The following is a 26,286-nucleotide window of genomic DNA, read 5'->3' as shown; positions in this document are numbered from 1 at the left end:
GCCCGGGTTTCCGTGCCAGGTGTACGGCGTGACGGATGTGTGCGGTACTTGTCGGTACGGATGGATGTAGTCGCTTCATGGAGGCAGTGATGGGTGTGGCAGCCGGTCCGATCCGCGTGGTGGTGGCCAAGCCGGGGCTCGACGGCCACGATCGCGGGGCCAAGGTGATCGCGCGGGCGCTGCGCGACGCCGGTATGGAGGTGATCTACACCGGGCTCCACCAGACCCCCGAGCAGATCGTCGACACCGCGATCCAGGAGGACGCCGACGCGATCGGTCTCTCCATCCTCTCCGGCGCGCACAACACGCTGTTCGCGGCGGTGATCGAGCTGCTCGGACAGCGGGACGCGGCGGACATCCTGGTCTTCGGCGGCGGGATCATCCCCGAGGCGGACATCGCCCCGCTGAAGGAGAAGGGCGTCGCGGAGATCTTCACGCCGGGTGCCACCACGGCGTCGATCGTCGACTGGGTCCGCTCGAACGTACGCCAGCCCGCGCAGGCGTAGCCTGCCGTCGCAGGCGGCACGGACGTCCGCGTCCCCGGGCGGGGGCGGGCCGGGGACGTGACGGAAGCGGCCGTCCCGGGCCGCCGTCCGCCCCGCACGCGTGCCCCCGCCGTACCCCGCCCGCCGGGCAGGGGTCATCCCGTCGCGGACACCGCGGCCGGACCCGCCGAGGCCTCGGACGGGGTCAGTTCCGAGAGCATGGCCGCGCGCAGGCGCAGCGTGGTGACCAGGCGCTGGAAGGCTTCCGACCAGTAGCCACCGGCTCCGGGCGAGGCGTCCTCCGGCTCGTCCGGTACCGCCAGCAGCGCGTCGAGACGGCCGGCCTCGGACGGGTCGAGACAGCGTTCGGCCAAGCCCATGACTCCGCTGAAACTCCATGGATAACTCCCTGCGTCCCGCGCGATGTCGAGCGCGTCGACCACCGCCCGCCCGACCGGTTCGGCCCACGGCACGGCACACACGCCGAGCAGCTGGAACGCCTCGGACAGGCCGTGCGTCCCGATGAACCCGGCCACCCACTCCGCCCGTTCGGCGGGCGCCAGGGTGCCGAGCAGCTGGGCGCGCTCGGCCAGCGACACCGCCCCCGGCCCGCCCGCCTCCGGCGCGCAGGGTTCGGCGAGCAGCGCCCGGGACCACGCCGCGTCGTGCTGCCGTACCGCCGCCCGGCACCAGGCCGCGTGCAGTTCGCCCTGCCAGTCGTCCGCCACCGGCAGGGCCACGATCTCCCGCGGCGTACGCCCGCCGAGCCGCCGCGACCAGCTGCCGAGCGGCGCCGCCTCCACCAACTGGCCCAGCCACCAAGACCGTTCGCCCCGGCCCGCGGGGGCCTTGGCGACCACACCGTCACGCTCCATGCCCGCGTCGCACTCGTGCGGCGCCTCGACGGTGATCGTCGGTACGTCCCGCGTGTGGTCCACGGCCACACACGCCCCGGCTCGGACCGCCATCCGCTCCGCCAGCGCCGAGCCGGGCAGCGCCGACAGCAGCTCCGCCGCCGTCGCCCGCACGTTGCGGCTGCGGTCGGCCAGGGCCTGCTCCAGGAAGGGCTCGTCGTCCGGACCGAGCCCGGCGCGCAGCGAGTCCAGGAACATCAGCCGGTCCTCCGCCCGCTCCGTCTCCCAGGTCGCCGCGAGGAGTTCGCGCGCGGCGGCCGGCTCACGCGAGCGCAGGGCGCCGAGAAGGGCGACCCGCTCGGCGAAGAGGCCCTCCTGCCAGAGCCGCCGCACCCCGTCCGGGTCCCGCGGGCCGGGCCCCGCCGCCGGCCCGCCGGGCAGGGAACGCAGGGCGAACCGCCAGTCCGGGTTGAACCGGGCCAGCCACAGGGCGCGCGGTCCCGCGAACCGCAGCGCCGCCGGACGCAGGTCCGTACGCCCCCGCGCGGCGTCGAGCAGGGCGGGCAGCGCCGCCGGGGGCGCCGCGAAACCGCGGGCGTTCGCGGCCGCGAGCCACTGGGGCAGCAGCTCCATGAGATCCGGCGCCGCGCCCCGGCGGCCACCGGCCGAGGCGCCGGGGCGGTCGGCGAGCAGCGTCGTGAGCCGGCGCGCTGCGGCGGGCGGCAGCCCGGGACGCCGGTCCTCGGGCGCGGGCTCCGGACGCCCGGCGGCGCGCGCGGGCCGCAGACCGGCCCGTCGCCGTACGGTCGCCACGGCCGCCGCGTCCAGCAGGGCCAGCGGGGCGCGGGGCCCGGGCGCGGTGCCCGCGGGGGTGCGCCGGTCCGTGCCCAGCAGGGCCGAGGTCACCAGCTCCTCCCAGGCGGCCGGGAGGGACGCCTCCGCGGCGGGGGTGGTCCTGCTCATGAGCTTCCCTTCCGACGGGTGGCCCGGAGCGGTCGAAGACTCACCTGCGCCGAGTGTCCAGTGATGCCCGAAAGATTCCTGCGGGGAGCGGGAGCGGGCGTGCCGCTCAGCACAGCGGCACCACCTCACCGGCCCCCTCGGGCCATGCCGCCAATGGGGTGAACCCCTGGTGGCCGCACTCGCCGAAGACGCTGAGCGGGGCGCCGCCCGACACGGCGACCAGGCGCCACAGCCCGGGGCGGGACCGCGCGGCCGGGGTGAGCGGCAGGGCCGTGTCCCCGTCGGCGTCGGCCAGCTGCCAGCCCTCACCGTCCGGGGCGGGTATCACCCGCTCCAGTGTCACCGGGACCGAGTCCAGCCAGGGGTCGTCGCGCAACGCCTCGCCGTAACGGGCGAGCGCCCGGGCCGTCGTCGTCCCCGCCGGCCGCGCCGCCGTCGGCGCGGCCGGCGCGAACCGCTCCCCCAGGGCCGCGCGCGGCCCGCCCGCGCCCGGGTACGCGGACAGCTCCGCGTCCAGGGCCAGCCCGACCGGCAGCGCGAGCTCCGGGGCGCGGCCCGCCGCACCGTAGGACAGGAGCAGCGCCGTGCGGCCCGACTCCGTGCCGTACAGCCAGATGCGCCGGGTGGTCAGCCGGCCGTCCGCCGTGTCGTACTGGGCGAGGACCAGCCAGCGGTCCCGCACCGGCGGGCCGTCCGCCGTCGCGGGCAGGCCGACACGGGAGCGGACCGTCGCGGCCAGGCCCTGCGGCAGCCGCTCCCGGCGCAGCCAGCCCCGGCCGAGGAGGTGGAGCAGCGCGCACTCCTCCAGCAGCCGCACCGGCCAGCCCGGACCGGTGCCCGGGAGCGCGCCCAGCTCCCGCACCCGGGCGGCCAGTCCCGGCGCCTGCGCGTCGACCATGCGGGCGGCGGTCTCCTCCCACAGGCCGTAGCCGGACTGCTCGGCCGACGCCAGGCCGCCGCGCAGCAGATCCGTCAGGCGCTGCTCCAGTTCGGTCGCGCCCGCGTCGATCCGCTCGGCCCGCCGTTCCGCCCTGCGCCGTGCCGCCTCCGGACCGGCGGACCCCGGCGGCGCGTCCGGGGCGTCCGCGTCCCCGCGCCGTCCCGTGCGCGTGCGCCGGCCGGCGATCCACTCCTCGGCCCGCTCCGGCGCCCGGTCCGCGCCCCGGCGCACCCCCTGCTCAGTCATGCCACCGAAACTAGGTCCCGGCACTGACAATCGCCCCGACGGGCACGTCCGCGCAGGTCGGAGCGATTGTCAGTGGCGTGGTGCACGGTTGGTGACAGATCCGAACCGGCCGAGCTGGAGGGGGACTCAGCCATGCCCGTGTCCGTTGAACCGACGTCCGTCGACCCGAGCCGGAGCGGCTCCGCGCCCGCGAAGCCGCCGGCGGCCGAGGCCCTGCGCCCGCACGCGGAGGTGACCTTCGCCGCCGAACTCGCCGCGCTGGCGGCGCGGGACGACCGTCCGCGCCCGGCCCGCTGGCGGCTGTCGCCGTGGGCCGTCGTCACCTACCTGCTCGGCGGCACACTGCCGGACGGCACCGTGATCACACCGAAGTACGTCGGCCCCCGCCGCATCGTCGAGGTCGCGGTGACCACCCTCGCCACCGACCGCGCCCTGCTCCTCCTCGGTGTGCCCGGCACCGCGAAGACCTGGGTCTCCGAGCACCTGGCCGCGGCGGTCAGCGGCGATTCGACCCTGCTGGTGCAGGGCACGGCCGGCACCCCGGAGGAGGCCATCCGCTACGGCTGGAACTACGCCCGGCTGCTCGCCCACGGCCCCAGCCGCGACGCCCTCGTGCCCAGTCCGGTGATGCGGGCCATGGCGGAGGGCAGGACGGCCCGCGTCGAGGAGCTGACCCGCATCCCGGCCGACGTGCAGGACACGCTCATCACGATCCTGTCGGAGAAGACGCTGCCCATACCGGAACTGGGCCAGGAGGTGCAGGCGGTCCGCGGCTTCAACCTGATCGCCACGGCCAACGACCGCGACCGGGGGGTCAACGAGCTGTCCAGCGCGCTGCGCCGCCGCTTCAACACCGTGGTGCTGCCCCTGCCGGAGACGCCGGAGGCGGAGGTGGACATCGTCACGCGCCGGGTCGGCCAGATCGGGCGCTCCCTCGACCTGCCGGCCGTGCCGGCCGGCATCGACGAGATCCGCCGCGTCGTCACCGTCTTCCGCGAACTGCGCGACGGGGTCACGGCCGACGGCCGTACGAAGCTCAAGTCGCCCAGCGGCACGCTGTCGACCGCGGAGGCGATCTCCGTCGTCACGGGCGGGCTGGCGCTGGCCGCCCACTTCGGCGACGGCGTGCTGCGGGCCGGGGACGTCGCCGCGGGCCTCCTCGGCGCCGTCGTCCGCGACCCGGCGGCCGACCGGGTCGTCTGGCAGGAGTACCTGGAGACCGTCGTCCGCGAGCGCGACGGCTGGAAGGACCTCTACCGCGCCTGCCGGGAGGTCACCCCATGAGCGACGGGGGGAGGGACGCCGCCGGCCCGCTGCTGCTCGGCATACGGCATCACGGGCCCGGGTCGGCGCGGGCCGTGCGGGCGGCACTGGAGGAGGCCCGGCCCGGCGTGGTGCTGATCGAGGGACCGCCGGAGGCGGACGCGCTGATCCCGCTGGCCGCCGGGGAGGACATGCGCCCGCCGGTCGCGCTGCTCGCCCACGCCGTGGACGAGCCCGGCCGCTCGGCCTTCTGGCCGCTGGCCGAGTTCTCCCCGGAGTGGGTCGCGATCCGCTGGGCGCTGCGCCACGGCGTCCCGGCCCGCTTCATCGACCTGCCGGCCGCACACACGCTGGCCCGGACGGGGGACGACGACGGCGACGGGGAGACCGGCGGCCGCGAACCCCCGCCGGATGCCGGGGTGCGGGTCGATCCGCTGGGGGCGCTGGCCGAAGCCGCCGGGTACGACGACGCCGAGCGCTGGTGGGAGGACGTCGTCGAGCACCGGGGCGTGGGAAGGGGCGACGCGGTCGCGCCGTTCACCGCGCTCGAGGAGGCCATGACCGTGCTGCGCGAGGAGTACGGCAGCGGGGGACACCGGCGGGACCTCGTGCGCGAGGCGCACATGCGGCTGCGGATCCGGGAGGCGCGGCGGGAGTCCGAGAGCGGCGTGGCCGTGGTGTGCGGGGCCTGGCACGTGCCGGCGTTGCGGCGGAAGGCGGCCGTCGCCGCCGACCGGGCCCTGCTGAAAGGGCTGCCCAAGGTGAAGACGGACATGACCTGGGTGCCCTGGACCAACCGGAGGCTCTCCCGGGCGAGCGGGTACGGCGCGGGCGTCGACTCGCCCGGCTGGTACGCGCACCTGTTCGGCGCCCCGGACCGGCCGGTCGAGCGGTGGCTGACCAAGGTGGCGGGGCTGCTGAGGGACGAGGACCGGATCGTCTCGTCCGCCCATGTCATCGAGGCCGTACGGCTGGCGGAGACGCTCGCGGCGCTGCGCGGGCGTCCGCTGCCCGGACTGAGCGAGACGACCGACGCGGTCCGGGCGGTGCTGTGCGAGGGCTCCGACGTGCCGCTGACCCTGGTGCACGACCGGCTGGTCGTCGGCGACGTGCTGGGGGAGGTGCCCGCCACGGCGCCCGCCGTGCCGCTGCAGCGGGACCTCGCGCGGATCCAGCGCCGGCTGCGGCTGAGACCGGAGGCCCCGGAGCGGGAGCTGGAGCTCGACCTGCGCAAGGAGACCGACGCGGCACGCAGCCGGCTGCTGCACCGGCTGCGGCTGCTCGGCATCGGCTGGGGAGAGCCGGCCGCCTCGCGCGGCAGCACGGGGACCTTCCGGGAGACCTGGCGGCTGCGCTGGGAACCGGAGCTGTCCCTGCGGGTCGCCGAGGCCGGCGTGTGGGGGACGACCGTACGCGCCGCGGCGACCGCCAGGGCCGAGGCGGACGCCGTCGCCGCGCGGCACCTCGCCGAGGTCACCGGGCTCGCCGAACGCTGCCTGCCGGCCGGTCTGCCGGAGGCGCTGCCCACGGTGATGCGGGTCCTCGCCGACCGCGCGGCCCTCGACACGGACGTCGGCCATCTCGCCCGGGCGCTGCCCGCCCTGGCCCGCGCGCTGCGCTACGGCGACGTACGCGGCACCGGCACCGCGGCACTGGCCGAGGTCGCCGCCGGCCTCGCCGAGCGGGTCTTCGTCGGACTGCCCCCGGCCTGCGCCGCGCTGGACGCGGACGCCGCCGAGGAGATGCGGCGCCATGTCGACGCCGTGCACGGCGCGGTGGGTCTCCTCGGCGACACCCCCACACCGGGCCACGGGGAGCTGCGCGCCCGCTGGCAGTCGGTGCTGCGGACGCTGTCCGCGCGGGACACCGTGCCCGGCGTCCTGCGCGGGCGGGCCGTGCGGCTGCTGCTGGACGGCGGGGAACTGGCACAGGACGAGGCGTCGCGGCTCATGGGGCTCGTGCTGTCGCCGGGCACACCGCCGGCGGACGCGGCCGCGTGGATCGGGGGCTTCGCCGGCGGAGGGGCCGGCGACGGGCTGCTCCTGGTCCACGACGAGCGGCTGCTCGGGCTGGTCGACGCGTGGCTGACGGGCGTACCGGCGGAGGCGTTCACGGACGTGCTGCCGCTGCTGCGGCGGACGTTCTCGGCGTACGAGCCAGGGGTGCGGCGCACCCTGGGCGAACTGGTCCGGCGCGGGCCCGGGACCGGCGGGGGCACGACGGCCGCCGGCACCCCCGGTTTCGCGCCCGGCCCCGACACCGCGCGCGCGGACGCCGTGCTGCCGGTCCTGCGGCTGCTGCTCGGGACGGACGGGGACGACGAGGGAGCACGCGACGCCTGCGCGGGAGCGGCGGGACGACGGACACGCGGCACCAGGGAGAGGCGCGCATGACGGAGGCGGAGGCGACGACGGACCCGGCGCGGGAGCGGCTGCGCAGATGGCGGCTGGTGCTCGGCGGGGACGCGGCCGACGGGACCGGATGCGCGCTGTCCGGACAGGACGCCGCGATGGACGGGGCGCTCACCGCGCTCTACGGCAAGGGGGACAAGCCGCGGGCGGGCCGGGACCGTTCGGCGGGGCTCGGGACGTCGGCGCCCTCGGTGGCGCGCTGGCTCGGCGACATCCGGACCTACTTCCCCTCCTCCGTGGTCCAGGTCATGCAGCGCGACGCCATCGACCGGCTCGGGCTCGCCACGCTCCTGCTGGAACCGGAGATGCTGGAGGCGGTCGAGGCCGACGTCCACCTCGTCGGCACGCTGCTGTCGCTGAACGAGGCGATGCCGGAGACGACCAGGGAGACGGCACGGGCGGTCGTGCGCAAGGTCGTCGAGGACCTGGAGGAGCGGCTCGCCACGCGCACCCGGGCCACCCTCACCGGCGCCCTCGACCGCGGCGCCCGCACCAGCCGGCCACGCCACCACGACATCGACTGGAACCGCACGATCGCGGCCAACCTCAAGCACTACCTCCCGGAGCACCGGACGGTCGTGCCCGAGCGGCTCATCGGCTACGGGCGGGCCGCGCGGTCGGTGCGCAAGGAGGTCGTGCTCTGCGTCGACCAGTCCGGGTCGATGGCGGCGTCCGTGGTCCACGCCTCCGTGTTCGGGGCGGTGCTGGCGTCCATGCGGTCGATCAGCACACGGCTCGTCGTCTTCGACACGGCGGTCGTCGACCTCACCGACCGGCTCGACGACCCCGTCGACGTCCTCTTCGGCACCCGGCTCGGCGGCGGTACGGACATCAACCGGGCGCTCGCGTACTGCCAGTCGCGGATCACCCGGCCGGCGGAGACGGTGGTCGTACTGATCAGCGACCTCTACGAAGGCGGCATACGCGACGGGATGCTCAAGCGGGTGGCGGCGATGAAGGCGTCGGGAGTGCAGTTCGTGACACTGCTCGCGCTGTCCGACGAGGGCGCGCCCGCCTACGACAGGGAGCACGCCGCGGCGCTCGCCGCGCTGGGATCGCCGGCGTTCGCCTGCACACCCGATCTGTTCCCGGAGGTGATGGCGGCGGCGATCGAGAAGCGGCCGTTGCCGGTACCCGATGGGGGGTGAGCGGGCGGCGGACCCGGTGGGCCGGCGCCGACCCGCACCTGACTCGCGGGTGACGAACGGCTCCACGGGGCATCACCTCCCGGACGGCCGGAAGCCGTCGGCTCGTCCGGCCGGAACCCCGTGAAGGGGCGCTCGGCCCCCATGGGGGTGAGGGCCGTCCGCCCCGCACCCCGGAGAAACAGGGCGTTCGTCCGCGTTCGCCCCCTCCGGATTTTTTCGCGGGACCTCACCGGGTCGGCCCCGGCCCGGTGAGGCCCTTCACATCCGGCACGCGGTGCCAGAGAAGGCGGCATCATGTGACAGGTATCACCGCTCATGTGTGACTCGCGATTTAGAGAGGTCCCCCCGGCGGAGATAACCTGCGAGACGGACATGCCGCGCGCTCGGACACCGTGTGCGCCTCCCTTGTGACACAGCGGACGTCACGTTGCCCTTCGCGGCACGCCCACGCATCCAACGAACCGCGAGATCACTGATAGGGACGGAAGCGCGTGGACCTGTTCGAGTACCAGGCGAGGGACCTCTTCGCCAAGCACGATGTACCGGTGCTGGCCGGTGAAGTCATCGACACGCCTGAGGCGGCCCGCGCAGCCACCGAGCGTCTCGGTGGCAAGTCCGTCGTCAAGGCCCAGGTGAAGGTCGGCGGCCGCGGCAAGGCCGGTGGCGTGAAGCTCGCCGCCACCCCGGACGAGGCCGTCGCCCGTGCGACGGACATCCTCGGCATGGACATCAAGGGCCACACGGTCCACAAGGTGATGATCGCCGAGACCGCTCCGGAGATCGTCGAGGAGTACTACGTCTCCTTCCTCCTCGACCGGGCCAACCGCACCTTCCTCTCCATCGCCTCGGTCGAGGGCGGCATGGACATCGAGGAGGTGGCGGCCACCCGCCCCGAGGCCGTCGCCAAGACCCCGATCGACGCCAACGAGGGTGTGACCCCCGCCAAGGCCCGCGAGATCGTGGAGGCCGCGAACTTCCCGGCCGAGGTCGCCGACAAGGTCGCCGACATCCTCGTCACGCTGTGGGAGACCTTCGTCGCCGAGGACGCGCTCCTCGTCGAGGTCAACCCGCTGGCCAAGGTCGCCTCCGGTGACGTCATCGCCCTCGACGGCAAGGTGACCCTGGACGACAACGCCGAGTTCCGTCACCCCGACCACGAGGCCCTCCAGGACAAGGCCGCGGCCAACCCGCTCGAGGCCGCCGCCAAGGAGAAGAACCTCAACTACGTCAAGCTCGACGGCGAGGTCGGCATCATCGGCAACGGCGCGGGTCTCGTGATGAGCACCCTGGACGTCGTCGCCTACGCCGGTGAGGCGCACGGCGGCGTCAAGCCCGCCAACTTCCTCGACATCGGCGGCGGCGCCTCCGCCGCCGTCATGGCGAACGGCCTGGAGATCATCCTCGGCGACCCGGACGTCAAGTCCGTCTTCGTCAACGTCTTCGGCGGCATCACCGCCTGCGACGAGGTCGCCAACGGCATCGTGCAGGCGCTGCAGCTGCTCGCGGACAAGGGTGAGGACGTCACCAAGCCGCTGGTCGTCCGGCTGGACGGCAACAACGCCGAGCTGGGTCGCAAGATCCTCTCCGACGCCAACCACCCGCTGGTCCAGCGCGTGGACACCATGGACGGCGCGGCCGACAAGGCCGCCGAGCTCGCGGCTGCGAAGTAAGGGACGAGGGACTAAACAGCCATGGCTATCTTCCTCAACAAGGACAGCAAGGTCATCGTCCAGGGCATGACCGGTGCCACGGGCATGAAGCACACCAAGCTCATGCTGGCCGACGGCACGAACATCGTCGGTGGCGTGAACCCGCGCAAGGCGGGCACCTCCGTCGACATCGACGGCAACGAGATCCCCGTCTTCGGCACGGTCGCCGAGGCGATGGAGAAGACCGGCGCCAACGTGTCCGTCCTCTTCGTCCCGCCGGCCTTCGCCAAGGCCGCCGTCGTCGAGGCGATCGACGCCCGGATCCCGCTCGCCGTCGTCATCACCGAGGGCATCGCGGTGCACGACTCCGCCGCGTTCTACGCCTACGCCGTGGAGAAGGGCAACAAGACCCGGATCATCGGCCCGAACTGCCCGGGCCTGATCAGCCCCGGTCAGTCGAACGCCGGCATCATCCCGGGCGACATCACCAAGCCGGGCCGTATCGGCCTGGTCTCGAAGTCCGGCACGCTGACGTACCAGATGATGTACGAGCTGCGTGACATCGGCTTCTCCTCGGCGGTGGGCATCGGTGGCGACCCGGTCATCGGCACCACGCACATCGACGCGCTCGCCGCGTTCGAGGCCGACCCCGACACCGACCTGATCGTGATGATCGGTGAGATCGGCGGCGACGCCGAGGAGCGGGCCGCGGCCTACATCAAGGAGAACGTGAAGAAGCCGGTCGTCGGCTACGTCGCGGGCTTCACCGCGCCCGAGGGCAAGACCATGGGCCACGCCGGCGCCATCGTCTCCGGTTCCTCCGGCACGGCCGCCGCCAAGAAGGAGGCCCTCGAGGCCGCCGGCGTCAAGGTCGGCAAGACGCCGACCGAGACGGCGAAGCTGGCGCGCGCGGTCCTCGCCGGCTGAGTCACCGGCGCACAGCAGTACGGCACGGGTGGGCCCGTTCCCCGCGAGGGAGAACGGGCCCACCGTCGTCCTCACCCGTGGGTCAGCGCGCTTGCGGCGTCAGCCGCCCGGGTCCGCGCGGCAGCTCCTCGCGCAGCCGGGCGCGCAGCTCCCGCTGCTCCTCCGACAGGGGCCCGGGCGCCACGTGGGGCGGAACGCCGCGGACCGTCTCGCCCGCCGGCACGGGCGGCTCGTAGCGGGTGGGGGCGGTGCGCAGGGTGAGCGCCGTGGTGCCGACGAGGACGACCGTGAAGGCGATGGCGGCCCGGGTCCAGAACCGGGCCCGGCGCTCGCTGCCGCCGCGCACCGCCGGGGGGTCGGCGGTGCGCAGCCGACCGGTGGCGGCCAGTTCGGCCAGCCGCCGGTGCAGCTCCCGCGGATCCGACAGGTCCGGCAGCCGGGCGGCGACGGTCTCGCGGGCGTGCAGCAGCCGGCCGGCCGCCGCCCGGGTGGTGGCCTCCGTCTCCGCCGCCGTCTCGGGCAGTCCGAGGCCGACACCGTCGTGCAGCAGGAGCGTGCGGCGGTACGGCGGCGGCAGGCGCAGCAGCACCTCGAGGAGCGCGCGGTCGGCCGCCTCGGGCGGCGGAGGCTCGGGCCGCCGGTGGTGGCGGCGGTAGCGGTGCCACGGGGACAGCGCCCACTCGTGGGCCGCCGCGCGCACCCAGCCGGCCGGGTCCGGGTCGCGGGCCACCTCCGGCCAGCGGTCCCAGGCCAGTTGGAAGGCCCGCTCCACGGATTCACGGGCGAGGCCGCGGCGGCCGGTGAGCAGGTACGTCTGCCGGACGAGCGCGGGGGCGCCCACGGCGTACAGGGCGTCGAAGGCCTGAGCGGGTGTCAGGGCCGGGGCTCGCGGGCCGGCGGAGGGCCGCGACGGCGGCGGGGGCGCCTGGGTGGACGCGGCAGGCTCCGGCACGGCGCCGGGGGCTGCCGTGCCCCGGCCCCGGCGTCCGCCACCCGGCTCGTCCGGACACACCGTCACCACCGCCGTGCGGGCCCCTCGCCGACGGTCCGGCGCGGACCCCGGTGCGGCGACCCCGGTGGTCCGGTCCGCCGGCCCGGTCAGATCGGCCAGCAGTCTCGCGTACGCCTCCCGCTTCCGGCCGCGCGGTGTGCTGCGGCCGGACTCCCACGCCCGCACCGTCTCGGGCCGGACCCCGACACGCTCGGCGAGCTGAACCCGTGTCAGCGACGCCTCCTCACGCAGGCGTCGGCGGTCCTTGGGCGGAGGGAGGGAGGTGGCAGGGTGCCGCGTCACCGGGCGCCCCTCCGTACGGAAAAGTACATAAACGTATATTGAGCGACACAGCGGCGCTTCGCCTGTTACGCCGGTAAAGCGCGTGTCGTTGGGAGCATGGCGGACGTGACCCCGATGACCGCTCGCCGTTCGACACCGGCCGCCCTGCTCGCCCGGGTGCGCGACCGCTCGCCCGGGCTGCCCTCCGCCCTCCTCGGCGGCGCCCTCGCGGCCGTGCTGGGCCTCGCGGCGTTCACCGCGCTGGTGATGCTGCTGTGGATCAGCTCGCCCTACCCCGACAGCGGACCCGGCGGCGCGCTGCACGTCGCGGCGGCGCTGTGGCTGCTGGCGCACGGCGCCGAACTGGTCCGCACCGACACCCTCTCCGGCGTCCCCGCCCCCATGGGCGTGTCGCCGCTGCTGCTGCTCGTGCTGCCGGTGTGGCTGCTGCGCCGGGCGGCCTGCGACGCCGCGGACGGGGGCGCGGGCGACGAGGCCCCGCTGGTCCCCGGCCGCACCGCGTGGACGGGCGTCGTCCTCGGCTACCTCGCCGTCGGCGCGCCCGCCGCGCTCCACGCCGCCGGCGGCGGGCTGCGGCCGGCGTGGGTGTGGACCGGGGTGTGCGTGACGCTGGTCGCGGTGGCGGCCGCGGGCGCAGGGGTGTGGACGGCGTACGGCCGTCCGAGCGGCCCGCTGGAACGGGTGCTCGGCGCGGTGCTGCCGAGGGGGGTGCGCCATCTGGTCCTCGGACCGGACGGCCGCCCGGGCGCGGCGGCGCGGGCCGCGGCGGCCGGGGCGGTGGTGCTGACCGGGGGCGGGACGCTGCTGCTGGCGGTGTCGCTGGGCGGGCACGGCGGGGAGACCCGAGGGGCCTTCCTGCGCCTGACGGAGGGCTGGTCGGGCTGGCTGGCCGTGCTGCTGCTCTGCGTCACGCTGGTGCCGAACGCCGCGGTGTGGGCGGCGGCGTACGCCGTGGGCCCCGGCTTCTTCCTCGGCACGGACGCCCCGGTGACCCCGCTCGGCTCCGCGCCGGCCCCGCCGCTGCCGCCGTTCCCGCTGCTCGCGGCGGTACCGGACACGGGGGCGGGGACGGCGGTGAACTGGGCGGCCGGGGCGGTGCCGCTGACGGCCGGGCTGGTGGTGGGCTACTTCGTGGGCCGGGGCACCACGACGCACGGCCGCGCGCCCGCCGCCCGGACGGACGGCCGAGCGCCCGCCGGGGCCCGGCCGCGTGGACGTACGTCCGCCGAGGTGTGGACGCGTGGCCGGACCGCCGGGGCGGCGGCGCTGGCGGGCGTGCTGTGCGCGGCCCTGCTGGCCCTGCTGGCCGCGCTCGCGGGCGGTCCGCTGGGCGTGGCCGCGCTCTCCCGGTTCGGTCCGGTGTGGTGGCAGGTGGGCGCCGCGACACTGGCCTGGCTCGGGCCGACGGCGATCGCCACGTCACTGGCGGTACGGGCCTGGCGCGGCCGCGCCCCCGCCGACCCGCCGACCGAGCGGCTTCCGGGACCCCGCGCACCTCGCGACCGTCCCCTCGCCCGGCGGTCCCGGGCCCTCGTCCCCGGGCCCCACCGCTGGTTCCCCCGAAGCCGGCAGCCCGGGGGCGACGGGCGGAAGACACCCGACGGCCTTCCCCGCGACCTGCCGCCGGACCCCGGGCCCACGGCGGCCGCACTCCGGCCCGAGGAGGCGCCGTCCGGCGACTCCGGGGGGTGAGGCCGGCGTCCCGAGGCCGGCGCCGTCAGTCGGTGGTGCCGAGGAGGTCGCGCAGCTCCTCCGGCAGGAGGTCGCCGCAGGACTGGCGGGCCTGCTGGGTGAGGGCGTCGTCGGTACAGGTGTAGTAGTCGCTGTAGACCAGCTGGGCCGTGAAGGACGCGGCGACCAGGGCGAGTGCCAGGGACGCCGTGACCAGGCCGCTCACCGCGGCGGTGGTCCCCGGGCGGCCGGTGCCCGGTCGGTCGGTCCGTCCCTGTGCGGGGGAGTCCGGGTCCGGTGTGCGGGGCTTGGCGCGCAGGGCGCCGACACCCCAGTACAGGGCCAGCGCGCCCAGCAGCAGCGCCACGGAGGGCCAGCCGAAGAGGGCGAAGAAGAAGGCCCACATGCCGGTCAGCAGGGCATAGCGCGCCCGGCGCTGGGTCGGGTCGGTGGGATCCCAGCGCGGACCGGGGCCCTGGGCGCCGCCTCCCTGCCCCTCCGGGCCGCGCGGGCGCTCGCCGAAGTCGCCGGATGAGCGGCCGGGCTGCCGGTCGCTCCAGTTCCGGCCCCAGGGGGAGCGGCCGCCGCCGTCCCCGCCGGACGGGTGCCTCGGCTGCCAGGGCCGGTCGGGGCTCCCCTCCGGCGGCGGCGCGAACGGATTGTCATCCTGGGAGCCCTGGGAGTCGTGGCGCCGGCCGTCGCCGCTGCCCTCGCCCTGGGGCGCGTCGGGCGGCGAGGCGGGGCGCTCCCGCAGCAGCACGGCGCCACGCTCCCCTCCCTGGGCCGACTGCTGGGGGAACGTGAGGAGTCGCAGGCTGCGGTCCGGCATCAAGTGAGCGTCTTCCCCTTAATGAAGCACGGCGTGGTGCGGCGCGGCCGCCTCGCACGACGTATCGACTACGGCTGGGCTGCTGAGCCGACGCGTTCCCGCCGGCTCTCCGGCCCGGGTCCGCCACTCCGTGAACGCTCGGGGCGCAGTTCGCGTTCCCGCGCGCCCCCGGCGTTCCCGGACCCGGCTCTCCCGGACCGGCTCGTCCCAGACGCTACCTTCCGGCCACGCCCCCGTCCCGTGGGGGCCGCCCGATGTGCCGGTATCGTTGCTGGCGGTCGGCCGCTTCGTAGGCTTCCCCGTATCCGGGGGCACGAAGCATTCGTATGAATGTACAAAGCGCTGTGCCGCCGACCGTACAGACGCTCCCCGAGAAAGGGCCCCACCGTGGCCGCCAAGCCCGTGGCCGAGCGCGCCAGGCGTCTCGTCGTGCTGGTCTCCGGATCCGGCACCAATCTGCAGGCACTCCTCGACGAGATCGCCGCCACCGGCACCGAGGCGTACGGGGCCGAGATCGTGGCCGTCGGCGCGGACCGCGACGGCATCGAGGGACTGGCCCGCGCCGAGCGCGCCGGGCTGGCGACCTTCGTGTGCCGGGTCAGGGACCACGCGACCCGTGAGGAGTGGGACGCGGCGCTCGCCGCGGCCGTCGCCGCCCACGAACCGGACCTCGTGGTGTCCGCCGGGTTCATGAAGATCGTGGGGAAGGAGTTCCTCGCGCGCTTCGGCGGGCGGTTCGTCAACACCCACCCCGCGCTGCTGCCCAGTTTCCCGGGAGCCCACGGCGTACGGGACGCGCTCGCGTACGGCGCCAAGGTCACCGGCTGCACCGTCCACTTCGTCGACGACGGCGTCGACACCGGGCCGATCATCGCGCAGGGCGTGGTGGAGGTCCGGGACGAGGACGACGAGAGCGCTCTGCACGAGCGCATCAAGGAAGTCGAGCGAAGGCTGCTCGTCGAGGTCGTGGGGCGGCTCGCCCGCAACGGCTATCGCATCGAGGGACGAAAGGTAGTTATCCAGTGACCGCCGAGAGCAACAAGCGGGCCATCCGACGGGCGCTCGTCAGCGTCTACGACAAGACCGGCCTCGAGGACCTCGCGCGCGGCCTGCACGAGGCCGGCGTGGAGCTCGTCTCCACCGGGTCCACCGCCGCGAGGATCGCCGCCGCGGACGTCCCCGTCACCAAGGTCGAGGAGCTCACCGGCTTCCCCGAGTGCCTGGACGGCCGCGTCAAGACCCTGCACCCGAAGGTCCACGCCGGCATCCTCGCCGACCTGCGCCTGGAGGACCACCGGCGGCAGCTCGGAGAGCTGGGCGTGGAGCCGTTCGACCTCGTCGTCGTCAACCTCTACCCGTTCCGCGAGACCGTCGCCTCCGGTGCCACGCCCGACGAGTGCGTGGAGCAGATCGACATCGGCGGCCCCTCCATGGTGCGCGCCGCCGCCAAGAACCACCCCTCGGTCGCGGTCGTCACCAGCTCCGCCCGCTACGGCGACGTCCTCGCCGCGGTCGGGGACGGCGGCTTCGACCTGACCACCCGCAAGCGGCTGGCCGCCGAGGCCTTCCGGCACACGGCCGCCTACGACGTCGCCGTCGCCTCCTGGTTCGCCTCCGAGTACGCCCCCGTCGACGACTCGCGGTTCCCCGACTTCCTCGGCGCCACCTGGGAGCGCAAGAACACCCTGCGCTACGGCGAGAACCCGCACCAGCCCGCCGCGCTCTACGTCTCGGGCACGGGCGGCCTCGCCGAGGCCGAGCAGCTGCACGGCAAGGAGATGTCCTACAACAACTACACGGACACCGACGCCGCCCTGCGCGCCGCCTACGACCACGACGCGCCCGCCGTCGCGATCATCAAGCACGCCAACCCGTGCGGCATCGCGGTCGGCGCGGACGTCGCCGAGGCGCACCGCAAGGCGCACGCCTGCGACCCGCTGTCCGCGTTCGGCGGTGTGATCGCCGTGAACCGGCCGGTGAGCAAGGAGATGGCCGAGCAGGTCGCGGAGATCTTCACCGAGGTCATCGTCGCGCCGGACTACGAGGACGGCGCCCTCGAAGCCCTCACCAAGAAGAAGAACATCCGCGTGCTGCGCGCCCCCGAGGCCCCGGCCGCGCCCGTCGAGGTGAAGCCGATCGACGGCGGCGCCCTCCTCCAGGTCACCGACCGCCTCCAGGCCGAGGGCGACGACCCGGCCACCTGGACCCTGGCCACCGGCGAGGCCCTCTCCGAGGCCGAACTGGCCGATCTCGCCTTCGCCTGGCGGGCCTGCCGCGCGGTGAAGTCCAACGCGATCCTGCTCGCCAAGGACGGCGCCTCCGTCGGCGTCGGCATGGGCCAGGTCAACCGCGTCGACTCCGCGAAGCTGGCGGTGGAGCGGGCGGGCGCCGAGCGCGCGGCCGGTTCCTACGCCGCCTCCGACGCCTTCTTCCCCTTCCCCGACGGCCTGGAGATCCTCACCGGGGCCGGAGTGAAGGCCGTGGTCCAGCCCGGTGGTTCGGTCCGCGACGAGCAGGTCGTCGAGGCCGCGGAGAAGGCGGGCGTGACGATGTACTTCACCGGGACGCGGCACTTCTTCCACTGACGTCCCCGTGCGTCCGGCCGCCCGCGCGGGCGGCCGGACACACCGGCCCCGGCTGCTCGGGGTCACGTGGAAGCGCGCAGCGCCGCCCAGGTCTTGGCGCCCACGTCGCCGTCGACGTCCAGTCCCCGGTCGCTCTGGAACCGCCTGACCGCCGACATGGTGTCCTTGCCGAACTGGCCGTCGACGCCCGAGCGGCCGACGCCGTAGCCCCGCTCGGTGAGCATGCACTGCACCTGGACCACGCGCCGGCCGCTGTCGCCGTAGACGGTGAGCTCGGTGCCGGAGTAGTACGTGCACTGGGAGAGCCACGGCGCGGTGGCGGGACCGGTCGCCGGCCCGGTGGGGGAAGGCGCCGCGGTGCCGCCTCCGCCGCCCTGCGCGCCGGCGCCGCCCGGACCGGCGTCCGCCGCGCCGGAACCACCGGCTCCTTCCGTCGGCTCCGTGCGGGTGCCCCCTGCCTCCTCGCCCTTCGCCCCGGCGTCGCTCCTCTCCTCCGCCGTGCCCTTCCCCGCACTCTTTCCCGCGCCCTTCCCCCTCCCCTGCTCCGCGCCGCCGCCGGACGGTGAGGCGGAGGGGAGCGGCAGGAGCGGGGCCAGGGCGTCGTCGGCGGTGCTCCCGCCGGTGGCCGCCGTGGGGCCCGGGGAGGCCGCTCCGTCGAGCGGTGGGCGGGTGAGCAGATAGGCGCCGACCGCCACGGCGCACACGGCGAGGCACGCGGCGACGGCGAAGTACGGCCCGTGCCGCCGGCGTCGCTCACGGCTCTCCACGGTGGGCGCCCGGTACGCGCCCGGGGGCGTCGCGGGCCCGAACGCGGGGCCGGGAACGGGCGCGGCCACCCGCTCGGTCGGCGTCCGCGGGGGTCCGGCCGGTCCGGCGGGGGCCTGTGCCAGCTCCTCGTACGCCTGCTGCCGGGCGAGCAGCCGGGCGCTCAGCGGTTCCGGCCAGGAGGGGCCGGGGCCCTCCGCCGCCTCCGCGGCCGCGTCGATCAGCTGCCGTGCGGCGGGCCGCACGGCGGGATCCTTGGCGAGGCAGGCGGACAGCAGGGTGGCCAACCGCGGGTCGGCCGCCGCGAGTTCCGCCATGACCTCGGGGTTCGGCTCCTCGAAGGCGATGCGGTGCAGCACGTCCACGCCGGTCCCGTCGCCGAACGGCGCGTTGCCGGTGGCGGCGTAGACGAGGGTGCCGGCGAGCGAGAACACGTCGGAGGCGGTGTCGCAGCGGCTCTCGCGCAGATACTCGGGGGACATGTAGGCGGGTGTGCCGACCCGGGAACCGGTGACGGTGATCGCGCTGCTGTCCATGGCACGCGAGATGCCGAAGTCGATGACCCGGACGCCGTCCAGGGAGAGGATCACATTGGACGGCTTGAGGTCCCGGTGGACGATCCCGGCGGCGGACAGCGCGGACAGCGCCCGCCCCAGCTCGCCCACCAGCCGCCACACCCCGGCGGGGTCCAGCCTGCCGCATCCGCGCACGGCGTCGGTGAGGTTGAGGCCGGGGAGGTACTGCGTGGCCATCCACAGCAGCGAGTCCGCGAACCCGGTGCCGAGCAGGCGCGGCGCGTACGGCGCCCCGATCCGGGCGTGCACGGCGGCCTCCCGCTCGAATCGCCGCCGGAACTCGGGGTCCTCCGCGTACTCGGGCCGGATCACCTTCACCGCGGCGAGACCCGGGCGGCGGTCGCCGGTGGGCCGGGCCAGATAGACCCGGCCCATCCCGCCGCTGCCGAGCCGCCCGAGCGGCACGTACGGCCCGATCCTCGCGGGATCCCCGGGCTGCAGCGGTGCCGCACCGGTCCGCCGCACGGCGGCCCCACCGGACGCCGATGTGTACGGCGGCCCGGGCCGCTGGTCTGTCATGAATGAGTCCCCCGACTGTCCTCACGTCCGTAAAATGCTGGTGTGTCATGCCAGCTGACGGGAGGTTACCGTCTCGGGGCGGGGGGAGTGGCCCGGAGTCACGGACGAGTGTGCGCGGCTCTGCCCGGGGCCGCCGCGCGGATGTGACGGCTCTGCCCGGGGCCGCCGCGCGGATGTGACGGTTCCGCCGCACCTGGACGGTGGAGCGGACGGCGCCGGGCCTGGTGGGGCGAAGACGTTCCACGACATCCTTCAGGCCCCGCGTTCTCCGGGCCCCGCATCCTCCGGGCCCCGCGTTCGGCCGGGCGGCGAGGACGGACGCGGGTCTCGCCCTCACCATCGGGGGGTGCCCCGGACCGCCGGGGAGCTCGGGACCGCCCCTCCCCCCCCGGTCGCTCGGGTCCGACGTTCCCCGGTCCGGCGGGGGAGGGGGTGCGGGAACCCCGGCGGAGCGCCGGAGCCTCCCTGTGACACGGCGAGTCGCCGAAGGCGGTCAGCGGCTCAGTAGCGAGGTCGCCTGAACCACTCGGCGCTGGCCCGCTTCGAGGCGAAGACGATCGTCAGGATCGCGACGACGATGATGAGCAGGCCGAGGAGGTAGAGGGGGATCGAGAAGATGCCGCTGACGATCGCGAACGAGGCGTACACGATCGAACAGACACGGACGCCGTTGCCGCCGTTGGCGTACTGCAGCAGCAGCACCAGACCGAGGATCGCGAAGACGGCGGCCAGGCCCAGGAAGAAGACGACGACGCCCTTGCCCAGGTCGGCGTACCGCTCGGCCTCGGCGTCACCGGTGATGCCGGCCTCGAGCATCGTCGTGTCCCAGTCGGCCAGCGCCTTGCCGTAGACGGCCGCGATGACGGCGTGGGCCGCGGCGATCACCGCGAGCAGGACCTGCGCGGCGCGCGTGATGCCGGGCATCCGGGCGGGAGCGTAACCGCCGCCGTACGGCTGGGACACCGGAGGGGCCGCCGGATAGCCGTAGCCCTGCTGCGGGGCGCCGGGCTGCTGGGGGTAGCCGTAGCCGGGTCCGGCGGGGGGCTGCTGGGGCGGCTGCCCGTAGGGGTTGTTCGGGTCGCCGAAACTCATGGCGGTTCTTCCTCCGTCTGTGCATCGGGTGCGGGGACGGTGCGAGGCACGGCGCGGAGGAAGTCCTACAGATGCGGTCCGTCCCCCCGGTTCTGCCCGCGGCACTGTGCCACTCATCGTTCTTGACCGTTCCGTTGCTGTCCAGGCGTACACCGTAGGCGTTGTGCAAGTGCAACATCACTGATCTTGACCGGATTCGAACCGGAGAAGACCGGTCGCGTGGTGCGGACCCCGCGGCCGCCCGGAATGCGGGCGGATTGGAACCGGGGCCCGGTCATCCGCGAGGATGGGGTCATGACCGCCCAGATTCTCGATGGCAAGGCCACCGCAGCAGAGATCAAGTCCGATCTGACCGCCCGCGTGGCGGCGCTGAAGGAGAAGGGCGTCACGCCCGGCCTCGGCACGATCCTCGTCGGGGAGGACCCCGGCAGCCAGAAGTACGTCGCCGGGAAGCACCGCGACTGCGCCCAGGTCGGCATCGCCTCCATCCAGCGCGAGCTGCCGGACACCGCCACGCAGGCGGAGATCGAGGCCGTCGTCCGCGAGCTGAACGAGGACCCCGCCTGCACCGGCTACATCGTGCAGCTGCCCCTGCCCAAGGGCATCGACGAGAACCGCATCCTCGAGCTGATGGACCCGGACAAGGACGCCGACGGCCTGCACCCGATGAACCTCGGCCGTCTCGTCCTCAACGAGCCGGCCCCGCTGCCCTGCACCCCCAACGGCATCATCACCCTGCTGCGCCGCCACGGCGTGGAGATCAAGGGCGCCGAGGTCGTGGTCGTCGGCCGCGGTGTCACCATCGGCCGCCCGATGCCGCTGCTGCTGACCCGGCGCAGCGAGAACGCCACCGTGACCCAGTGCCACACCGGCACCCGCGACCTGGCGGCCCACCTCAGGCGCGCGGACATCATCGTCGCCGCCGCGGGCTCGGCCCATCTGATCCGCCCCGAGGACGTCAAGCCGGGCGCGGCCGTCCTCGACGTCGGGGTCTCCCGCAGCGCCGAGGGCAAGATCGTGGGCGACGTCCACCCGGGCGTGGCCGAGGTGGCCGGCTGGGTCGCCCCGAACCCCGGCGGTGTCGGCCCGATGACGCGGGCCCAGCTGCTGGTCAACGTGGTCGAGGCGGCGGAGCGCAGTGTCGGCTGAGCGCAGCGCACCCAAGGCGCGGGAAGCGGCCGGGGCCGAGGAGGTCACGGTCACCGATCCCGTCAGCGCGCCCGACGCCGAGGGCCGGCCGCGCCGCACCACCCGCCGGTTCCCGCTGTTCACCCGGGACACCGCGCGCCCCGAGGGCGGCGGCAGGGCGGCTCCCGGCGACGCCCCGGCGCCCGCCCGGCAGTGGCCGATTCTCGCCGTGCTGCTCGTGGTCGGACTGGGGCTGCTGCTGACCGCGACGGACCAGTTCCGGCTCGGCACGCTGCTGATCGGCCTGGCCCTGCTGACCGGCTCCGCGCTGCGCTGGCTGGTGCCGGACGTCGGCATGCTCGCGGTGCGCTCCCGGTTCACCGACATCGTCACCTACGGCGGGATGGGCCTGGCGATCGCGCTGCTGGCGCTGATGGTGCAACCCGATCCGCTGCTGGAGATCCCGTTCCTGAAGGACACGCTGCACTTCACCGTGAGCGGCTAGGGGCACGGAACGCCGGGGCCCGCGGCGGCGGTCCGTCACACCCCTGTGACAGACGCCGGCCCGTCGCATCCCCGCGGGATACGCCGGCCCGTCCTCACCCCCGTGAGAGGACGGGCCGCCGTCGGGATCAACACTCCTGCACGAAGAAGCGGCTGTTCAACGGCTGTCCGGCCGCTGTGGCACGGAAGTGACCGTTCCGGTACGTCCTCCGGAATCCCCGTACACGTTTGCGATGTGTCCGCGGGCCGGCACCCCGCCCGGCCCGCGCGAGGTGCCCGCGGCGGGACGGGCCGGGACGGGCGGGCCGTCCGGGACGGGTGTGCGTCCCCATGCGGTCGGTTTGTGTCCGTGTATTGACAAATTCGCGGATGTGTGTCCAAGTGGGATAACCGCAGAGCCGGTGTGAACAATCGGGACGGTCCGGGGTGTCCCGCTCACCGGTCCCGGGCGCCGTTCGGCCGAGGGGTGGCCGATGGGACACTGGACCGCGAGATCGCAGGCGTGCGGGGGTGCGCGCCCACCGGCCTGATGCACCCGTGCGCCCCCGCCCCGGGAACTGGGACCCTTCCCTGCGGTATCCCTGTGGGTAGCGGGAACGGGGACTCGGCGGAGAGCGCCGTGCGCGAGGGAAGAACCAGCACGTACCGGGGGGAAGAGGGGGAAGCAGTGCCTCGTTGGAAGGCCTTGCCGGATGAACTCGATCCGCAGATCAGGGAGTTCACGAGCCAGCTCAGGCGGGTCGTGGACCGCAGCGGCCTGAGCGTCGCGTCGGTCTCCGACCGCACGGGTTACAGCAAGACGTCCTGGGAGCGTTATCTGAACGGCCGGCTGCTCGCGCCCAAGGGCGCGATCGTGGCCCTGGCCGAGGTCACCGGCACCAACCCGACGCACCTCACCACCATGTGGGAGCTCGCCGAACGTGCCTGGAGCCGCTCGGAGATGCGTCACGACATGACGATGGAGGCGATCCGGATCTCGCAGGCGCGCGCCGCGCTCAGCGAGCTCGCCGGGCCGTCGTCGGGCGCGGGCGGCAGGGCCCGCAAGGGCGGAGCCGCGGTCCGTCCGGGTGTCGCGGGGCCGGCCGGGGCCGGGCCGGGCGTGCCCCCGCAGCCGACCGCCTCGGAGGTGCGCGACGCCTCCGGCGGGGTGCGGGAGGACGGCGTCCCGGGCGGCTCGCCCGGGACGGACCCCTGGGGGGTCGCCGGGCCGTCGCGGCCGGGCCGCCGCGGCACCGGCACCGGGGCCGTTCCGCCCGCCGGGGGCGGGCCCGCGCGGGGGGAGTACGGCGCACCGCCCCGGGAACCGGCCGGCCACGGCCGCTCGGGCGGTTCCGGCGGCAGGCGGCGGACGTCGAGGTTCGTCGTCGGAGCGGTGGGGGCACTGGTGGTGATCGCCGCCGCGTTCTACGTCACCGGGACCCAGGACGACGGGAACGACGGGGCCCGGACGTCCCCGTCGCCCACCGCCACCACCGAGGCGAAACTGCCGCCGGGCGTGAAGTGCAGCGGTGACGGCTGCGACGGGAAGGACGCGGAGGTCATGGGGTGCAGCGGCGAACTCGTGACCACGACCCGCACCGCGACCGTCGGGGCCGCGACCGTGGAGATCCGCTACAGCGAGACCTGCGGCGCGGCATGGGGGCGTATCACCCAGGCGGCGCAGGGGGACCGGGTCGAGATCACCACCGGCACGTCGACGCAGAGCGACACCATCACCGCGGCCGGCGACACGGTCACGTACACCCCGATGGTGCCGGCCGACGGTCGCACCGAGGTCAGGGCCTGCGCGGTCCTGGCCGCCTCCGGCGAGAAGGGCTGCACGGAGTAGGGCCGCACGGAGCAGGGCCGTACGGTGCGGGGCCGTACGGAGCAGGGCCGTACGGAGCAGGGCCGTACGGGGCAGGGCCGTACGGAGCAGGGCCGTACGGTGCGGGGCCGCGCGGAGCAGGCGGCCGCTGAGGCGCGGCCCCGCCTGTATGAGCCCGATCGGACGCGCACATGTGGGGGATGCGTGGGGACGCGCATGCGGCGGCGCGGGGCGGGCACGCGGAGGACATCCGCACGGGAGCCCGGCACGGTCGGTCCCCGGCGGCGGCCGCCCCGTCTCCACCTCTCCCGGACGGGGTGGCCGCACTTTCGCGCGGCTCCCCGTTACCCCTGTGTCCGCACCGTCACTCTGTGGGGCGGGCCACAGGGAGCCCGCCCGTCCGCGCTCGTCGATGCGCGATAGCCTGACGGCTGGATCTCTCTTGACGCCAAGAGATCGATCATCGAAACCGTTGATCGATCATCGCGGCGGGATCCCGCAACCCGGGGCAGGGACCGCCCCACCGCCAGCTGTCATACGGAGAAGCCATGACCCGCACTCCCGTGAACGTCACCGTCACCGGCGCGGCCGGCCAGATCGGTTACGCCCTGCTCTTCCGCATCGCCTCCGGCCAGCTGCTCGGCGCGGACGTGCCGGTCAAACTGCGCCTGCTGGAGATCACCCCGGCGCTCAAGGCCGCCGAGGGCACGGCCATGGAGCTGGACGACTGCGCGTTCCCGCTGCTCCAGGGCATCGACATCACGGACGACCCGAACGTGGCCTTCGACGGCGCCAACGTCGCCCTCCTCGTCGGCGCCCGCCCCCGCACCAAGGGCATGGAGCGCGGTGACCTCCTCGAGGCCAACGGCGGCATCTTCAAGCCCCAGGGCCAGGCCATCAACGCCCACGCCGCGGACGACATCCGGGTCCTCGTGGTCGGCAACCCGGCCAACACCAACGCCCTGATCGCCCAGGCCGCCGCGCCGGACGTACCCGCCGAGCGGTTCACCGCGATGACCCGCCTGGACCACAACCGCGCGCTGACCCAGCTGTCGAAGAAGACCGGCGTCCCGGTCTCCGAGATCAGGAAGCTGACGATCTGGGGCAACCACTCCGCCACCCAGTACCCCGACATCTTCCACGCCACCGTCGCCGGCAAGAACGCCGCCGAGGTCGTGAACGACGAGAAGTGGCTGGCCGAGGACTTCATCCCGACCGTCGCCAAGCGCGGCGCCGCCATCATCGAGGCCCGGGGCGCCTCGTCGGCCGCCTCCGCCGCCAACGCCGCCATCGACCACGTGTACAGCTGGGTCAACGGCACCGACGAGGGCGACTGGGTCTCCATGGGCATCCCGTCGGACGGCTCCTACGGCGTCCCGGAGGGCCTGATCTCCTCCTTCCCGGTCACCGTGAAGGACGGCGCGTACGAGATCGTCCAGGGCCTGGAGATCAACGAGTTCTCCCGCGCCCGCATCGACGCCTCCGTCAAGGAGCTCGAGGAGGAGCGCGAGGCGGTCCGCGGCCTCGGTCTCCTCTGATCCGACCCGCCCGGGATTCCGGGCCCCGCACCGGCTCCGGCCGGTGCGGGGCCCGTCGTGTTCAGCCGGCCAGGCGCTTCTCGAACCAGTGGTCGGCGTAGACGTGGTCGGCGTAGGCCGGGATCTCGGTGTAGCCGCACGCCCGGTACAGCGCCCGCGCCTCGGTGAGCGCCGCGTGCGTGTCGAGCCGTACGACGGTCCAGTCGCGGCGCAGCGCCTCCGCCTCCAGCGCGTCGAGGATGCGGCGCGCCAGTCCGAGCCGCCGGGCGCCGGCGTGGACCCACACGTGCCGGATCTCGCCGATCCCGGCCGCCTGCCGCCGCAGCGCCCCGCAGCCCACCGGACGGCCCTCCTCGTAGGCGACGAAGAACGCCCCCGCGTCCCCCGACACCTCCTCCGGCCTCACCAGGTCCGTCCGGTCGAAGCCCTCGGGGAAGCGGACGTCCAGGTCGCCGGCGTAGGCGTCGAGGCAGGCGCGGGCGTCCGGGGCGTGGCCGTCGACGCGCTCGACGGTGATCGCCGCCAGCCGCAGCAGGCGCCCGGCGGTGGCCAGCGCCCCGGTGAGCCGCGCCCGCTGCTCCGCGTCCAGGCCCCCCAGCACTCCGGCGGCGAGCGAGTCGGCCCGGCGGTTCTGCTCGGTGACCTCCACGCGCCCGGCCGGGGTCAGCCGGACCGTGCGCAGCCGGTTGTCCCCCGGGTGCACGTCCAGCCGGACCATGCCCTGCCGCTCGAGCGTCTTCGTCATCCGGCTCAGATACCCGGCGTCCAGGCCGAGCCGGCTCCGCAGCTCGCGCAGGGAGACCCCGTCGGGGCCGTCGCGCTCCGCGATCTCGAACAGCAGCCGGGCCTCGCCGAGCGGCCGGTCCTGACCGAGGTAGCGGTCGTCGAGCACGCCGATCCGGCGCGTGTAGCAGCGATTGAACCGGCGGAAGTCCGCCACCTGATCCCCTGGCACCGTCTCCATGTTCTTTGACTTTAGTCAAAGAAGTGCGGGGTGGCCAGAGGCCCGCCGGTCCACGCCGACAGCGCTTTCCGTGCCGCGGAACGCAAGCCATTTCTCCCTTTCGCCCTCAAGTTCCGTGACCCAGCGCAC

Annotated in this window: 20 protein-coding genes; 13 read left to right on the top strand and 7 right to left on the bottom strand. The window is 74.8% G+C overall.

Going from position 1 to position 26,286, the window contains the following annotated elements; genetic code table 11:
• Nucleotides 1–89 precede the first annotated feature (89 nt).
• Entirely contained in the window at nt 90–506 is a 417-nt protein-coding gene (locus tag ACF07S_RS02770; RefSeq protein WP_391961712.1) for a cobalamin B12-binding domain-containing protein, read from the top strand.
• A gap of 134 nt (nt 507–640) precedes the next feature.
• Here ACF07S_RS02770 and ACF07S_RS02765 read toward each other — a convergent pair whose 3' ends face one another.
• Together ACF07S_RS02765 and ACF07S_RS02760 are read right to left on the bottom strand one after the other, a co-directional pair.
• Nucleotides 641–2,302 (bottom strand): DUF5691 domain-containing protein, encoded by a 1,662-nt coding sequence (locus tag ACF07S_RS02765; protein WP_391973269.1) that lies wholly within the window; start codon nt 2,300–2,302, stop codon nt 641–643.
• 106 nt (nt 2,303–2,408) lie between these two features.
• A complete protein-coding gene (locus ACF07S_RS02760; RefSeq protein WP_391973268.1) occupies nt 2,409–3,488 on the bottom strand; it encodes an SWIM zinc finger family protein in 1,080 nt (359 codons plus the stop codon).
• A 132-nt stretch (nt 3,489–3,620) separates the two neighbouring features.
• Here ACF07S_RS02760 and ACF07S_RS02755 point away from each other — a divergent pair, with 132 nt between their 5' ends.
• The 5 genes from ACF07S_RS02755 to sucD all read left to right on the top strand — a co-directional run bounded on the left by ACF07S_RS02755 (nt 3,621) and on the right by sucD (nt 10,886).
• Nucleotides 3,621–4,772: an AAA family ATPase gene (locus ACF07S_RS02755; protein ID WP_391973267.1), complete on the top strand. Its 1,152-nt coding sequence runs from the start codon at nt 3,621–3,623 to the stop codon at nt 4,770–4,772.
• A complete protein-coding gene (locus tag ACF07S_RS02750; protein ID WP_391973266.1) occupies nt 4,769–7,144 on the top strand; it encodes a DUF5682 family protein in 2,376 nt (791 codons plus the stop codon). Before ACF07S_RS02755 ends, ACF07S_RS02750 begins: the two co-directional genes overlap by 4 nt.
• The gene (locus ACF07S_RS02745) at nt 7,141–8,310 is read left to right on the top strand and encodes a vWA domain-containing protein (RefSeq protein WP_391961707.1); all 1,170 of its coding nucleotides are present in this window, start codon (nt 7,141–7,143) and stop codon (nt 8,308–8,310) included. The genes ACF07S_RS02750 and ACF07S_RS02745 overlap by 4 nt, the downstream gene beginning before the upstream one ends.
• 491 nt (nt 8,311–8,801) lie before the next feature.
• A complete protein-coding gene (gene sucC, locus ACF07S_RS02740) occupies nt 8,802–9,980 on the top strand; it encodes an ADP-forming succinate--CoA ligase subunit beta (protein ID WP_391973265.1) in 1,179 nt (392 codons plus the stop codon).
• 21 nt (nt 9,981–10,001) lie between these two features.
• Nucleotides 10,002–10,886: a succinate--CoA ligase subunit alpha gene (sucD, locus tag ACF07S_RS02735; RefSeq protein ID WP_391961705.1), complete on the top strand. Its 885-nt coding sequence runs from the start codon at nt 10,002–10,004 to the stop codon at nt 10,884–10,886.
• A gap of 82 nt (nt 10,887–10,968) precedes the next feature.
• Here the strand turns inward: sucD and ACF07S_RS02730 are convergent, their stop codons facing one another.
• Nucleotides 10,969–12,180: a helix-turn-helix domain-containing protein gene (locus ACF07S_RS02730; protein ID WP_391973264.1), complete on the bottom strand. Its 1,212-nt coding sequence runs from the start codon at nt 12,178–12,180 to the stop codon at nt 10,969–10,971.
• 96 nt (nt 12,181–12,276) lie between these two features.
• Between ACF07S_RS02730 and ACF07S_RS02725 the strand changes: the two genes are divergently transcribed.
• Nucleotides 12,277–13,872: a DUF6350 family protein gene (locus ACF07S_RS02725; protein ID WP_391973263.1), complete on the top strand. Its 1,596-nt coding sequence runs from the start codon at nt 12,277–12,279 to the stop codon at nt 13,870–13,872.
• 25 nt (nt 13,873–13,897) lie between these two features.
• On the opposite strand, the gene ACF07S_RS02720 is transcribed toward ACF07S_RS02725, so the two are convergent.
• Entirely contained in the window at nt 13,898–14,680 is a 783-nt protein-coding gene (locus tag ACF07S_RS02720; RefSeq protein ID WP_391961702.1) for a hypothetical protein, read from the bottom strand.
• 387 nt (nt 14,681–15,067) lie between these two features.
• On the opposite strand from ACF07S_RS02720, the gene purN reads away from it, so the two are divergent.
• Together purN and purH are read left to right on the top strand one after the other, a co-directional pair.
• A complete protein-coding gene (gene purN / locus ACF07S_RS02715) occupies nt 15,068–15,706 on the top strand; it encodes a phosphoribosylglycinamide formyltransferase (protein ID WP_391961701.1) in 639 nt (212 codons plus the stop codon).
• Nucleotides 15,703–17,265, top strand: coding sequence for a bifunctional phosphoribosylaminoimidazolecarboxamide formyltransferase/IMP cyclohydrolase (gene purH, locus ACF07S_RS02710; protein WP_391973262.1), 1,563 nt, complete (start codon nt 15,703–15,705; stop codon nt 17,263–17,265). The genes purN and purH overlap by 4 nt, the downstream gene beginning before the upstream one ends.
• Before the next feature lie 62 nt (nt 17,266–17,327).
• On the opposite strand, the gene ACF07S_RS02705 is transcribed toward purH, so the two are convergent.
• Together ACF07S_RS02705 and ACF07S_RS02700 are read right to left on the bottom strand one after the other, a co-directional pair.
• Entirely contained in the window at nt 17,328–19,124 is a 1,797-nt protein-coding gene (locus ACF07S_RS02705) for a protein kinase (RefSeq protein ID WP_391961699.1), read from the bottom strand.
• Nucleotides 19,125–19,625: 501 nt separating this feature from the next.
• Nucleotides 19,626–20,216: a hypothetical protein gene (locus ACF07S_RS02700; RefSeq protein WP_391961698.1), complete on the bottom strand. Its 591-nt coding sequence runs from the start codon at nt 20,214–20,216 to the stop codon at nt 19,626–19,628.
• A 294-nt stretch (nt 20,217–20,510) separates the two neighbouring features.
• On the opposite strand from ACF07S_RS02700, the gene ACF07S_RS02695 reads away from it, so the two are divergent.
• The 4 genes from ACF07S_RS02695 (at nt 20,511) to ACF07S_RS02680 (ending at nt 25,193) form a co-directional block, all read left to right on the top strand.
• Complete coding sequence (locus tag ACF07S_RS02695; RefSeq protein ID WP_391961697.1) at nt 20,511–21,365, top strand: bifunctional methylenetetrahydrofolate dehydrogenase/methenyltetrahydrofolate cyclohydrolase; 855 nt, start codon at nt 20,511–20,513, stop codon at nt 21,363–21,365.
• The gene (locus ACF07S_RS02690; RefSeq protein ID WP_391973261.1) at nt 21,355–21,849 is read left to right on the top strand and encodes a DUF3017 domain-containing protein; all 495 of its coding nucleotides are present in this window, start codon (nt 21,355–21,357) and stop codon (nt 21,847–21,849) included. Before ACF07S_RS02695 ends, ACF07S_RS02690 begins: the two co-directional genes overlap by 11 nt.
• A 684-nt stretch (nt 21,850–22,533) precedes the next feature.
• Nucleotides 22,534–23,676, top strand: a complete 1,143-nt coding sequence (locus ACF07S_RS02685) for a DUF2690 domain-containing protein (RefSeq protein WP_391961695.1) — start codon at nt 22,534–22,536, stop codon at nt 23,674–23,676.
• 527 nt (nt 23,677–24,203) lie between these two features.
• Entirely contained in the window at nt 24,204–25,193 is a 990-nt protein-coding gene (locus ACF07S_RS02680; RefSeq protein ID WP_391961694.1) for a malate dehydrogenase, read from the top strand.
• 61 nt (nt 25,194–25,254) lie between these two features.
• On the opposite strand, the gene ACF07S_RS02675 is transcribed toward ACF07S_RS02680, so the two are convergent.
• On the bottom strand, nt 25,255–26,157 hold the full coding sequence (locus ACF07S_RS02675) for a GNAT family N-acetyltransferase (protein WP_391973260.1): 903 nt from the start codon (nt 26,155–26,157) through the stop codon (nt 25,255–25,257).
• Nucleotides 26,158–26,286 lie beyond the last annotated feature (129 nt).

The organism is Streptomyces sp. NPDC016640 (genome assembly GCF_043076215.1).
Classification (GTDB): domain Bacteria; phylum Actinomycetota; class Actinomycetes; order Streptomycetales; family Streptomycetaceae; genus Streptomyces.
Note: the sequence above shows the minus strand (reverse complement) of the source record. Positions and strands in the feature narration are given on the sequence as shown.

Excerpts from the sequence above, each read along its gene's own strand:
- ACF07S_RS02745 (WP_391961707.1), top strand. The coding sequence starts at position 7,141 with ATGACGGAGGCGGAGGCGACGACGGACCCGGCGCGGGAGCGGCTGCGC.
- ACF07S_RS02680 (WP_391961694.1), top strand. The coding sequence starts at position 24,204 with ATGACCCGCACTCCCGTGAACGTCACCGTCACCGGCGCGGCCGGCCAG.
- ACF07S_RS02765 (WP_391973269.1), bottom strand. The coding sequence starts at position 2,302 with ATGAGCAGGACCACCCCCGCCGCGGAGGCGTCCCTCCCGGCCGCCTGG.
- ACF07S_RS02695 (WP_391961697.1), top strand. The coding sequence starts at position 20,511 with ATGACCGCCCAGATTCTCGATGGCAAGGCCACCGCAGCAGAGATCAAG.
- sucD (WP_391961705.1), top strand. The coding sequence starts at position 10,002 with ATGGCTATCTTCCTCAACAAGGACAGCAAGGTCATCGTCCAGGGCATG.
- ACF07S_RS02675 (WP_391973260.1), bottom strand. The coding sequence starts at position 26,157 with ATGGAGACGGTGCCAGGGGATCAGGTGGCGGACTTCCGCCGGTTCAAT.
- ACF07S_RS02705 (WP_391961699.1), bottom strand. The coding sequence starts at position 19,124 with ATGACAGACCAGCGGCCCGGGCCGCCGTACACATCGGCGTCCGGTGGG.
- ACF07S_RS02770 (WP_391961712.1), top strand. The coding sequence starts at position 90 with ATGGGTGTGGCAGCCGGTCCGATCCGCGTGGTGGTGGCCAAGCCGGGG.
- ACF07S_RS02700 (WP_391961698.1), bottom strand. The coding sequence starts at position 20,216 with ATGAGTTTCGGCGACCCGAACAACCCCTACGGGCAGCCGCCCCAGCAG.
- ACF07S_RS02760 (WP_391973268.1), bottom strand. The coding sequence starts at position 3,488 with ATGACTGAGCAGGGGGTGCGCCGGGGCGCGGACCGGGCGCCGGAGCGG.
- ACF07S_RS02720 (WP_391961702.1), bottom strand. The coding sequence starts at position 14,680 with ATGCCGGACCGCAGCCTGCGACTCCTCACGTTCCCCCAGCAGTCGGCC.
- ACF07S_RS02755 (WP_391973267.1), top strand. The coding sequence starts at position 3,621 with ATGCCCGTGTCCGTTGAACCGACGTCCGTCGACCCGAGCCGGAGCGGC.
- ACF07S_RS02750 (WP_391973266.1), top strand. The coding sequence starts at position 4,769 with ATGAGCGACGGGGGGAGGGACGCCGCCGGCCCGCTGCTGCTCGGCATA.
- ACF07S_RS02725 (WP_391973263.1), top strand. The coding sequence starts at position 12,277 with ATGGCGGACGTGACCCCGATGACCGCTCGCCGTTCGACACCGGCCGCC.